General features: G+C 42.3%; 8 protein-coding genes. 7 read left to right on the top strand and 1 reads right to left on the bottom strand.

What is annotated here, in order from left to right; genetic code table 11:
• Positions 1 to 33 precede the first annotated feature (33 nt).
• Positions 34 to 1,464 (top strand): S41 family peptidase, encoded by a 1,431-nt coding sequence (locus tag IGK14_RS10515; RefSeq protein ID WP_010749383.1) that lies wholly within the window; start codon positions 34 to 36, stop codon positions 1,462 to 1,464.
• A gap of 31 nt (positions 1,465 to 1,495) precedes the next feature.
• Complete coding sequence (lepB, locus tag IGK14_RS10510) at positions 1,496 to 2,044, top strand: signal peptidase I (RefSeq protein WP_005229602.1); 549 nt, start codon at positions 1,496 to 1,498, stop codon at positions 2,042 to 2,044.
• A gap of 129 nt (positions 2,045 to 2,173) precedes the next feature.
• Here lepB and IGK14_RS10505 read toward each other — a convergent pair whose 3' ends face one another.
• The gene (locus tag IGK14_RS10505) at positions 2,174 to 3,667 is read right to left on the bottom strand and encodes a helix-turn-helix domain-containing protein (protein ID WP_010749384.1); all 1,494 of its coding nucleotides are present in this window, start codon (positions 3,665 to 3,667) and stop codon (positions 2,174 to 2,176) included.
• 343 nt (positions 3,668 to 4,010) lie between these two features.
• On the opposite strand from IGK14_RS10505, the gene IGK14_RS10500 reads away from it, so the two are divergent.
• The 5 genes from IGK14_RS10500 to IGK14_RS10480 all read left to right on the top strand — a co-directional run bounded on the left by IGK14_RS10500 (position 4,011) and on the right by IGK14_RS10480 (position 12,463).
• Positions 4,011 to 7,586: a SpaA isopeptide-forming pilin-related protein gene (locus tag IGK14_RS10500; RefSeq protein ID WP_438712200.1), complete on the top strand. Its 3,576-nt coding sequence runs from the start codon at positions 4,011 to 4,013 to the stop codon at positions 7,584 to 7,586.
• A 54-nt stretch (positions 7,587 to 7,640) separates the two neighbouring features.
• Positions 7,641 to 9,509, top strand: a complete 1,869-nt coding sequence (locus IGK14_RS10495; RefSeq protein WP_154694524.1) for a SpaH/EbpB family LPXTG-anchored major pilin — start codon at positions 7,641 to 7,643, stop codon at positions 9,507 to 9,509.
• Positions 9,510 to 9,531: 22 nt separating this feature from the next.
• Entirely contained in the window at positions 9,532 to 10,428 is an 897-nt protein-coding gene (locus IGK14_RS10490; RefSeq protein ID WP_010749387.1) for a class C sortase, read from the top strand.
• 420 nt (positions 10,429 to 10,848) lie between these two features.
• A complete protein-coding gene (gene ylqF, locus IGK14_RS10485; protein WP_005229614.1) occupies positions 10,849 to 11,715 on the top strand; it encodes a ribosome biogenesis GTPase YlqF in 867 nt (288 codons plus the stop codon).
• Positions 11,699 to 12,463 (top strand): ribonuclease HII, encoded by a 765-nt coding sequence (locus IGK14_RS10480; protein ID WP_010749388.1) that lies wholly within the window; start codon positions 11,699 to 11,701, stop codon positions 12,461 to 12,463. Before ylqF ends, IGK14_RS10480 begins: the two co-directional genes overlap by 17 nt.
• The last annotated feature ends 3 nt before the right edge of the window (positions 12,464 to 12,466 follow it).

The following is a 12,466-nucleotide window of genomic DNA, read 5'->3' as shown; positions in this document are numbered from 1 at the left end:
ACGAAGTTGTTTTTTCTCAGAGAGGTGTTGTGAATGAAAAATGTAACGACAAGCCGATATATCGTTTCTCTTGTCTGTGTCGCGATTTTGTCGGGAGGCGGTGTCTATTTATGGCAAACAGCCCAGCAAAATCAGCAGACGACACAGCCGGCGACAGAAACGACGACAGAAGCCAGCGGGATGGAGAAAATCCAGTCGTTGTATGACCAGATCCTTGCGAATTATTACCAAGAAGTCGATGAGGATGCATTGATTGAGGGTGCTCTTCAAGGGATGACCGATGCGCTTGACGATCCTTACACGACGTATCTAAACCAATCAGATGCGGATAACTTGGATCAGTCCCTCTCAGGAAGTTTTGAAGGGATCGGTGCTACTTTGTCGATCGTGGAAGACTATCCCGAGGTCGCACAAGCGCCAATCAAAAACACCCCTGCAGAAAAAAGTGGTCTGCGCATGAATGATCGAATCGTCAAAGTCGATGGGGAAGATACGCAAGGACAGGAATTGTCTGAAGTCGTGAGTAAGATTCGAGGGGAAAAAGGCACGCAGGTGACCTTAACGATTCAGCGTGGAGCAGATACCTTTGATGTGGAAATCACTCGGGACGTGATCCCAATCGAAACGGTCCATGGTGAACTGGTTGAAAATGATGATACGATCGGTCGAATTGATATTACCTCCTTTGCCGAAAACACAGCAGCTGAGTTGAAAGAAACGATCACCGAGTTGCGGGAAGACGGTGCGAAATCGTTTGTTCTTGATCTAAGACAAAATCCTGGTGGATTGCTGGATCAAGTCCAGATCATGGCAAGTATGTTTTTAGAAAATGGTCAAACGATCGTGAAGTTTGCCAACAATCAAGGGGTTGTCAGTGAGACCAAAGCGAGCGAAGCATTGGATGAAGGATTCAAAGTCACAGAGCCAGTCGTTGTTTTAGTCGACGGCGGCAGTGCCTCCGCAGCTGAGATTTTTGCGGCAGCCTTGCAAGAATCAGCGAATATCCCAGTCGTTGGTACGGAAACCTTTGGTAAGGGGACCGTTCAAAATGTGAAAGATCTGGGGGATAATAGTGAATTAAAAATGACGGTCATGAAATGGCTGACACCAAATGAAAATTGGGTCAACGATCAAGGTGTGATGCCGGACTATGAAGAGGATTATCCAGAATATGCGTATTTCCCGCCATTACCTCGTGATAATGCCTTAAAAGCTGGACAATCGTCAACGGCTGTCAACAATCTGAATCAATTTCTTAAAGCGTTAGGGTATGCCACGAGCAGCGATACCTTCAATGACGAGACGACTGCAGCTGTGAAAGCCTTCCAAGAAGCTCATGACCTAAAGGCAACTGGTGAAGTCGATGCCGATACTGCCCAAGCAATTGAAAAAGAAGTAGCAGAAAAACTCAAAGCAGAGGACCCAGCGTACTTAAAAGCACTGTCCTTGCTTTCAGAAAAATAAGTAAGGAAAAAATCGGAGAGGAGGTAGATTTGTGAATGCCAAGAAACAGTGGATCGATCGTTTTTGGCTAGTTGTGAAATATGCCTTGATCGCCTTTGCAACAGCCTTCTTGATTCGGGCATTTTTACTGATTCCGGTTCCTGTTGAAGGGAACTCCATGGAAGGAACGTTGCAACAAGGAGATATGGTAGTCATCGAAAAGATTTCACCGATCCAGCGTTTTGATGTCGTTGTTTTCCAGCTGCCAGATGGTTCGACCTATATCAAGCGGGTGATTGGCTTGCCGGGTGAGTCGGTGAAATATGTCAATGATCAGCTTTACATTGATGATGAACCGGTAGATGAAGATTTTCTAGTGAAAAACCGCAGCAACGATCATGAGTCTGCCTCTTATACCAATGATTTTGATTTGGAATCTTTATTGGGCGTTGAGAAATTAGGCAAAGACAGTTATTTTGTCATTGGTGATAATCGACGTGCCTCTAAAGATAGCCGCTCCTTTGGTCCTATATCAGGCGATGCGATTTTAGGCAATGCCCGCTTTGTTTATTATCCATTGACTCATATTCGGCTGATTTAGACTGAGAAAAATAGAATGTTCCTAACTAAACATCCCCCCTTGGAATCATCTGTTGATTCCAAGGGGGGATTTTGTATAGCAATGATCCTTTTTCAAAAGGATGTGGTTTGTATCGAGAAAAGGGTGGACTTAGGCGCTATTGGCAGTTATTCTTTTTATTTTTTCATTAAAAGCAGCCAAAAGTTTCTGACACAAATTCGTTTCAAAATCACGGTAACGGCAAAAATCAATGATCGCCGTGTTTTCCTCAGTTGTAAAAGGAGGTAAAAGCTGTGGGGAACTCAGAATATAAAAGTCAAAAGGTTCCTCTGTTGGCAGCGTGATCCGTTCAATTTCAACATAGGGCAATCGTTCACATATATTAAACACTTCCATTGAGACCAAGTAATTGGATACATAGACAAAAGCAACTTTAAGCTTATATTTCTGTTCCTTTTCGATGTAAATGGGGTAAAGCAAACACGCTTGATAAAAAGCAAGATCCGTATAACAGGCTTTTAACCACTCGTAGCCTTTGCGGTTTGCTATTTTACGCCAAAAGCTCTGAATCGTATTTGTCAAAATCGTATGTAATGGGTACTTATCTTTGATTATAGTAGCTTCAAAAAAATTTAAAAGAGGAACTTTTTGCTTGAATATGCAGAACTTCAGCAATGTAAGATATGTATTCATATAAAGAAACGATTGATGGTCGAAATCAAAATCACAGAGAAATTTTTGGCAGTGTGCTTCAAATTCAGCCATCAGTTCCTTTAACTCCGATTTTTCATGCTTGTAACAGTCTTGAATGATCGGAAGGCGCACGTCTGCCGCTGAAGTTAGCATCGGCCAGTAATAAAAAAGGAAAAACAAAGCATTGATCTCAAGAATATCTATAGCTGAATCAATGATTTCAAAAAACGCTGAAAAGAAATCAAGATTTTCACCACTGGGAATAAAGGACTGGTTCGTTAACTGATAAAGATTTGTCGCGTGGCCATTCTTGATACGAAATAGACAGATTTTGCAATGAAGCAAGGCTTCTTTTTTGCCAATCTCATACTTGCTTTTGTACTTCGTTCCTTCGTAAGTCACAAAAAGTTCTTCGATCTCTTGATCAAATGCCTTCGCCAAACTATCTCCTAAAGAAATGTGCCAGATAAAATTAAACAATAAGATGCGAATCACCATCTCCGAACCTGTAAGTGCCATAGCGGACTGATTTAACGTCACGTTGAATTCTTTCAAATGGTCTTGCAGCTTCTTTGTTTGCCGAAAGCAAGTCGAACGACTGATATAGTTTCTTTGGCAAAATGCCAGTAAACTTTCATCTTGATTGGTCAAGATGCTTAACAATAATTTGTAAGAAATGCTTTCTTGCGCTAAAAATTGCTGATATTGGTTGTATTCAATCAAATTTTTAGGAAGATTCAGGGTGTTTTTATGTAATGAAAGATTCACTGGGGAGAGGTTTTGCAAGTCGAGTTGGATCGAGGAAAGTAAACTTTTCAATCGTGTTGCACTCAAATGGGTCAGATTTTTCACGAACTCTAGGTTGTATTCACCCGGAGCAATTGATAATAGTTTTCCGTAGAGTCCGATTTTGTCTAACGCTCGGGTATCTAAGAGTATTTTTTCAATCAAATGATCACCTTCTTGTTTTATTAATAACGTATTTATATAACGGTGTAAAGACACGTCTCAAAACTTTTGCTTTTTTTTAGAAAAATTGAGACAAATTTTTCATAGAACTGTCTCATAAAGAACAAAAATAGAAATCGCAGGTGAAAAACGATAGTTTTTTTACATTATTAAATAACATTTAGATAATGAATTAACTTTAAAATAACCAACTTTTTTTCATTATGAATAACTACAGGTGTGCCAATTAGTTCTATTTTTCAGAAAATAAAAAAAAGAGGTGTCTTTTGCTTCTTTCTTGTATGATCAGCTTGTAATTTTTGATTCTTTGAAAGGAGGTCTTTTTATGTTTTTGACAAAGAGACACCACTGGTTCTCTTTCATTTTCTGTATGTTAGGGGGGATACTATTTTTCATTTATTCGAGTTTGCAAACAAACGGGACTGCAAGTGCACAAGAAGAACATACGATCACTATTGCTGAAACGAAGCAGATCAAACTGACTGGTCACCAAGAGGACCATCAATTTTCTTTATGCTATCAACTACCGCAAAAAAACAAACAGCAGCGTCTCTGGGTACAACTATACGCGATCGATGAAACGAAGGAACAGTCGTTATTAAAAACAAGCAATGAAGAGATGACTCAAGTCAAGGATGATTCCGCACAGTCTTGGCTTACAACCCAAGCTTTCTTGCAAACACCAACGGAACAAGAACTAATCTTTCAGCTGCCTGAAGAAACGAAAAAGCTAAAATTGATGATTCAGATCGAAGAATATGACAAGGAACGTGAAGAATCGTACAACCTACTGTCTTTGAATGAATCAGTTTTTGAAATCCCACTTGCCACAAATTCTGCTTCTTCAGAAACGTCAGAAGTCAATTCTGGCACTGGATCCTCTTCAGAAGCCGTGAGTGAGTCGACCTCGGAGCAAGCGTCGACTGAAAGTTCAAAAGAAGTTTCGAACGAAGAAACGAAGGAAGAGACAAACGAGACAGGAACGGCGACAAGTGCTTCTGAAGAGGAAACGCTCATTGAACCATTTAAACAAGAACATCTTTATCAAAAAACGACCGTTTCACAGGCTTTTGCTTCGATTGAACCAGATTATACGACAGACCAAAGCGGGACGTATCCTGTGGCGAACTGGAAAACTGATGAAAACAGTAACGTCTTAAATCATCAGGGGAACAAGGATGCAGGCGAAACGTGGGACGGCATAACTACATGGAATGGCGATCCAGCAAATTTGACCCATTCATATATTGAATATGGTGGTGTAGGAGACGAAGCAGATTTCGCGCTACGAAAATTTGCCAAAGAGACGAATACTCCGGGACTATTCGATGTCTACCTAAATGTACGAGGGAATGTTCAACGTCAAATTGATCCTATCGATGTCGTGTTGGTGGTGGACTGGTCAGGCAGTATGAATGAGATGGGACGGATCGCAGAAGTGAAAAAAGGCGTGGATCGCTTTTTGAATCAAATTGAAGGAAGCGGCATTCAGGATAGTGTCTACATGGGCTATGTCGGTTATTCCAGTGATGGCAGCAATTATCAAAACAAAACCTGCCAATTAGGAAAATTTTCTGAAGTCAAAGAGACGATCCGATCGATGACGCCAGAAACAGCAGCTGGGGGAACCTTTACACAAAGGGGGCTACGTCAAGCAGGGGATATGCTAACGACGCAAAATGGACATAAGAAAGTCATCGTTTTGCTAACGGATGGCGTTCCTACTTACAGTTATCATGTGTCTAAAGTGCATACCCAGGCAGACGGCAGTTATTATGGAACCGCCTTTTCTCTTACTCAAGACCAGCCGATGAATACATCGTTTCTCTACAATGGCTATTTTGCGTTTGATCAACAGAACAATTATAAATGGATCAACAATACCTTTATCGCCACGATTGGTGAAGCGATGGCGTTAAAAGAACGTGGTATCGAGATTCATGGGTTGGGGATTCAACTGCAAGGAGATCAAACCGCTGGGTATACAAAGGCCGATGTCGAGAAAAAAATGAGACAGATGGTTTCTGCTGATGAAGACGGCCATCTTTATTATGAGTCAGCGAATGAAGCAGCGGATATTGCCGACTATCTCGAGAAAAAAGCCCTTCACATTTCGGCAACAGTCACCGATGGCGAGATTACTGACCCCATTTCGCAGCCATTTGTCTACGAAGAAAATAGCTTGTCCGTCAAAAGTGTCGGGTCTGCTGCTCTAACGGTGCAGCCTGACATTTCGATGTCTGACAATACAATCCATGCTTCTGGTCTTTATTTAGGCGAAGGACAAGAACTGCAAGTTCATTATCAAGTGCGGATTCAAACAGAAGCAGCGGATTTTAAACCAGATACTTGGTATCAAATGAATGGCGAAACGGTATTTTATCCGAATCATCAGTCCGATCAAAAGGCATTGTTTGGTGTGCCATCCGCCAAAGCACCTGGGAAGGAAGTGACGATCAAAAAACACTGGGAAGAATACGATGGCGATACCTCCAGTCGTCCCGAAACGATCTATTTTGAAATAAGCAGGAGTCGTGTCAGCAATGAGAATAGCTGGCAAACAGGGTATCTCAAACTTACTGAGACCGATGCCCAAGATCAGACAACTTGGGAACGAAGCAAGGTTTACGCGCTTTCTGAAAAGGATGGGACGGAGTACGAAGAAACCCGTTTACTGCCGCTGTATAACAATCAAGGAGAAACTTTTGATTATCAAGTCACAAATGAGCGAGCAGTGGCAGGTTATGAAGCGACAAAAGTGGACGCTTATACATGGAAAAACACAAAGGCGTTTGTGCCCTTGGCATTAAACCTGATCAAAAAATCCGCTGTAGGAGAGGTGAAGCTGACAGGTGCCGTTTTTGAATTAACGGGGGCAGGAGAGACAGTGACCCTTGTGGATCAAGGGGATGGAATGTATGGGCTGCCAGCAGATACTGTGTTGCAAAAAGATCAGACCTATCGTTTGGAGGAAGTCACTGCACCGGCGGGACATCATTTGTCTAAGCAGACAGAGTGGCTAATTCATATCGATGCGCAAGGGAATACGACGATCGATGGGCAACCCGTCACAGTGGACGATCATACGATTACGCTGGAGATCACCAATCCGTTTACAGAAATTCCAGTTGCTATTCGAAAATATACGGTACAAAAAGAGCAGCAAGTACTGTTAGCTGGGGCTGTCTTTTCTCTGCAACAAAAAACAGCAGCGGGGGATTATCAAGAAATTGCCTCAGAAACATCGAATGATGTGGGGACGGCTGAATTTACGATCCTTGAGCCGGGCGCTTATCGCATCTCAGAAACAGCTGGTCCGCTTGGATACGATACGATTGCTGGTGATTATGAGTTTGTCGTTGGTTCAGACGGAAAGATCCAGTATCAAGGGGAAAACGTCGCTGCAGATGCCAACTGTTGGACTCTTACCCATGGCAATCAGTTAAAACCTTTTGATTTGGTGGTCAATAAACAGGATGAACTGGGACAAGCGCTTGAGGGAGCCAAATTCCGCTTAAGCGGAAACGGTCAGACGATAGAATTACCAGAATCCCAAGAATCGCTAGCGGTATTTCATTTCCATGATCTAACACCAGGCAGCTATACCTTAGAAGAAATTGTTACGCCTACAGGCTATGCTGGTTTAACAGCACCTGTGAAAATTAGGATCGAAGAGGATGGCAGTGTCTTGATTGACGAAAAATTGCAGCCGAATCTTCTTGTTTCTGGAGAAAAGAACAATCAAATAGAATTGATCGTCGCCAATCAAGTAAAAGTGTCTCTTCCTGAAACAGGAGGGAATTGGCATGGGTGGCTGGCGATTCTTTCAGCAGGTCTACTAGTCCTTTTAACAGGTAGCTATCTGTACGTTACGCGCAAAGATAAGCCTTCATTAAAGTAATTTGACCATTCGTGAAAAAACGAAAATATCAAACATAGAAGAGAGGAAAGAACAATGAAAAAGATTTTTAATCATACGAAAATGGTTTGTCTCCTATTTTTACTTCTGCCATTTGTCTTTTTTGGAACGAAAAATCAGCAAGTATCCGCAGAGAGCAATTTGGCACAGGTCCATCTGCATAAAAAGAAAATGGTCAATTTGCCAGGTTCATTGATTCAAAATAGTGGGACTGAGATGGCAGAGTTTGATCAATACCAAGGCTTAGCCGATGTCACTTTTTCTGTCTATGATGTGACCACAGCATTTTATGAAAAACGATCTGCAGGGGCATCCGTTGAAGAAGCTAAGCGTCAAGTCCAAACCTTGACGCCTGGTTCCCCTGTAGCTAGCGGGAAAACAGATGCAGCCGGTGATTTGGTTTTTGAATTGCCGAAAAAACAAGCCGATCGGGATGCAGTTTACACCATTGTAGAAGACCCTAAAGACGGTGTTACCACTGCTGAGAACATGGTGATCGCCTTTCCTGTTTACGAAATGATCCAACAAGCAGACGGGTCGTATGCTTACGGGGAAGAAGAATTAGACACGATTCATCTTTATCCTAAAAATATTGTCACAAATGAAGGAACGCTCCTTGTGAATAAACGAGGAACGGGGGAAAACGAACCACTGAATGATGCGGAATTTGTCATCTCAAAGCAAGAAGGAAACGCACAGACTAAGAAATATATTTTAAGTGCAGCCGATGGACTTTATACGTGGACGACTGACAAACAAGCAGCGTACCGCTTTTTAACAGGTAAACAATATGCTGCTGGAGAAACGACCATCGATGTTGAAGAAAACCAAAAAGGACAGTTAAAAGTTGAGCAGTTAGAAGCAGGCACCTATCAATTAGAGGAAACGAAAGCCCCAAGTCAAGCCGCCTTGATCGAGCAAGAAACCATCAAGGATTTTTCGATCGCAGCAGGCAATGACGTCACGGTTGAGTTAACAGTCAAGAATGACACGACAAATGTTACCAAAACAACACCACAATTAGACGGCAAAGACGTGGGAATCGGCGAAAGAATTCAATATCACCTAACGGTCAATATCCCATTAGGTATCCAAGACAAAGTAGGAGCAGAAAACAAATACAAACATTTCCAATTGATCGATGCGCACGATCCAGCGTTGACTTTTGAAAATACAGCAGAGGGAGAAACTGGCTATGCGTTGTATGATGGAGAAAAGAAAATCGATTCAACGAACTATCAAGTAACGGAAAAAGAGCATGGCTTTACGGTAACCATCAATCCAGAATTTGTGCCGCAACTAACGCCGGGAAATCAATTGCGCTTTGTGTATTATATGTATTTAAATGAACAGGCTATGCCTATCAATGGCTTTAAGAATGAAGCAAATGTAGAAACAGATTTCATGACGGATCAAACGCCGCCAAGCGTGGAAGTTTTGACAGGGGGCAAACGCTTCTTAAAAGTCGATGGGGCTGTGACCGCTACCGAAGCGCTGGCAGATGCAGTTTTTGTTGTACGAGATCAAGACCGTGATGATGCCAACTACTTGAAAATCGAAGAGGGAACCAAACAGGTATCTTGGGTACAAACAGCGGATGAAGCGACGAAATTTACCACAGGTACAGATGGATTGGTTGATATCATCGGGTTGAAATTTGGCACGTACTATTTGGAAGAAGTAAAAGCACCGAAAAATTACGTGCTGCTAACAAATCGCATCGCTTTTGAAGTCCATGAAACGTCTTATGGAACGAAAGAGCAATTGGGAGAGCCCGAAAAAGTTCCTAACCGCCGCAAAGGAACCTTACCAGCAACTGGTGGTGTCGGCACGTATTTAATGGGCGCAATCGGAGTGGTGATCGTTGGTTTAGCAGGGGGTTATTTTGTAAAACGGAAAGGGTAAGTAAATGAGATGAAAAAGCACGATGAGTATCAGACGAAGAAATGGCGTAAAAGCACCAACTAGAAAAGTAACTTTATTGGATTTTTTGATGGGTGTTCTGCTGCTGCTAGGGGTTTTGATCATCAGTTATCCTTTTGTAAGTAATCAGCTCAACACGATTTTGGATCAACAGTTGATCAGTTACTACCAAAGCCAAGCCAAAAAAATGAGTGAAATAGAAAAACAACAAAAAAGGAACCAGTTGGAACGAGCAAATCAAGAGCTGGCACAGCAGCCAAGCAATCCTGGAATCAAAGAAACGCAAGATTTATCAGAAACAAGGGACTCAGAATCAGTTGATACACCTGATTACTATGAACGACATACGATCGGCGTCTTAAAGATCCCGGTGATTGGTGTCGCTCTCCCGATTTTTGATCAAACCACCGATACGTTGTTAAAAAGAGGCGCAACATTATTGGAGGGCGCTTCGTATCCAATAGGTGGTGAAGATACCCATGCGGTTCTTTGTGGGCACCGTGGGTTAACGAGTGCAACGCTCTTTACTGATCTGCCTAAGCTGCAGATCGGTGATGAGTTTTATATCGAAACGTTTGATGATACATTGGCGTATCAAGTAGATCAGATAAAAACGGTCGACCCTGATGATACTCAGGCATTAAAAATTGTGAAAGGCAGCGATTACGTCACGCTGTTGACCTGTACCCCCTATATGGTCAATAGCCATCGTTTATTGGTACGGGGCAAAAGAATTCCTTATGTTGAAGAAAAAGAAACAGCCGCCGCCAAAAAAGCACAGCAGCAAAAAGTAGGATTGATGCTAGGCGTGATCACTGTTCTTATCCTCCTCTTGGTGATTAGTAACAGGATTCAGCGGAAAAAACGTCTTCATTCGAATACTTCCATTGATGAAAAGTAAGGATCGTTCGTTTTTCTCAATAAGTAGAAGAAAATGACTTTTTAACCTTAGTCAGAATGAAACATGTCGTGTGAAATATGGTACAATAACTAAGATAAAAGATAGCAAAAAAGCAGTCAGACTATTGTGAGTGTGTTAGGAAAAACCAAAATAAAGCGGTAAGGATGCTTCATTCAACCACTTCCCCAAAATTAAAAGTCAAGGAGCGTTGAAACAAACGCGCTCGAAGCTTTTCCTATGCATCAGGTTGGAAAAAGAACATTGATCCGCAAACAGTTCAGCTAGTTTGCTGCACTGATGGGTCTCTCTGACTCAAAAAAAGCAAGCAGCCTTCGTTCTTGTCACCTATAGACTACAAGGATATAAAAACGACTGTCTTTTTTATCAATTCGAAGAAGTACCAAGGAGGAAAACGTTCAAATGACCATTCAATGGTTTCCAGGCCATATGGCGAAAGCCAGACGTGAAGTAAGTGAAAAATTAAAGTTCGTGGATATCGTTTTTGAACTCGTGGACGCACGCTTGCCGATTTCATCCCGCAATCCCATGTTAGATCAATTATTACAACAAAAACCACGATTGATCTTGATCAATAAAGCGGATCTCGCAGATCCCGTTCAAACCAAAAAATGGGAGCATTATTTCCAAGCACAAGGCTATCTAGCACTGGCAATCAACGCCCAAGACAATCAAGGGGTTAAAGCCATTGTTCCTACAGCGAAACAAGTCTTGAAGGAAAAAATTGCTCGCGACAAAGCGAGAGGCTTGAAGCCTCGTGCGATTCGAGCAATGGTGATCGGCATCCCAAATGTCGGAAAATCGACCTTGATGAACCGTTTAGTAGGGAAGAAAATCGCTCAGACGGGCAATAAACCCGGCGTGACGAAAGGGCAGCAATGGCTGCGTTTTGGGACTGATCTAGAGCTTCTAGATACGCCTGGGATCTTATGGCCAAAATTTGAAGATCCTGAGATTGGGAAGAAACTGGCATTGACCGGAGCGATCAAAGACCAGCTGATCCATTTGGATGATATCGCATTGTATGGACTTGATTTTTTTGCCCGCTATTATCCTGAAAGAATCGCGAATCGTTACCAACTAAAAGCGGAAGAAGAGGCGTTGTTAGCGCCCGATCTGTTGATGAAAATCACGGAAAAACGAGGCTACAAAGACAATTACGATCGAGGAAGCGAACTCGTTGTCTTCGACATTCGGCAAGGAAAATTGGGCCGATATACACTAGATCGAGTGGAGGAAATGGAAAGCCAAGATGAAACAACCGATTAAGACAATCAAAGAGCGATTATTTGATCCAGCTTTCAATGATCAAGCGTATTTACAGGCGCTGCAAGCAGATGAACGAGCGGGGGTCCAAAAGCTGCTGCAAAAATACGAGAAACAGCGAGTGAAACACCAGCTATTGCAGGAAAAATACAAAGAAATGATGCGTTTTGAAAACGAAGCATTTCAGCAAGGCGCCCGTTTTATTGCTGGTTTAGATGAAGTGGGACGCGGACCATTAGCAGGACCCGTGGTATCAGCTGCGGTTATTTTGCCTAAGGAATGTCAGATCTTAGGTCTAAATGATTCCAAACAGCTTTCTGCGAAGAAAAGAGAAGAGCTGTTTATCGAAATTCAAAACAAAGCCATTGCTGTCGGTATCGGTGTGGTCAGTCCAGAAGAAATCGATCGGATAAATATCTATCAAGCCAGTCGTCTAGCAATGAAAGAAGCCTTGATCGACTTAGCAGTCAAGCCCGAGTATTTACTGATCGATGCGATGACGATCGACACGGAAATCCCTCAACAAAGCTTGATCAAAGGAGATGCCCGTTCCATTTCCATTGCCGCAGCAAGTATCATCGCCAAGGTATATCGAGACAATTTAATGAAAGATTTTCATGATGTCTATCCTTTTTATGGGTTTGATCAAAATGCTGGGTATGGAACCAGAGTCCATTTAGAAGGGCTAGCTGCCCATGGAATTTGTCCCATTCATCGAAAAACATTTGCGCCAGTAAAACAATATCTATAAATT

The sequence above is a fragment of the Enterococcus sp. DIV0970a genome (assembly GCF_051711265.1).
Classification (GTDB): domain Bacteria; phylum Bacillota; class Bacilli; order Lactobacillales; family Enterococcaceae; genus Enterococcus_D; species Enterococcus_D casseliflavus.
This window is presented reverse-complemented; position numbering and strand designations above follow the sequence as displayed.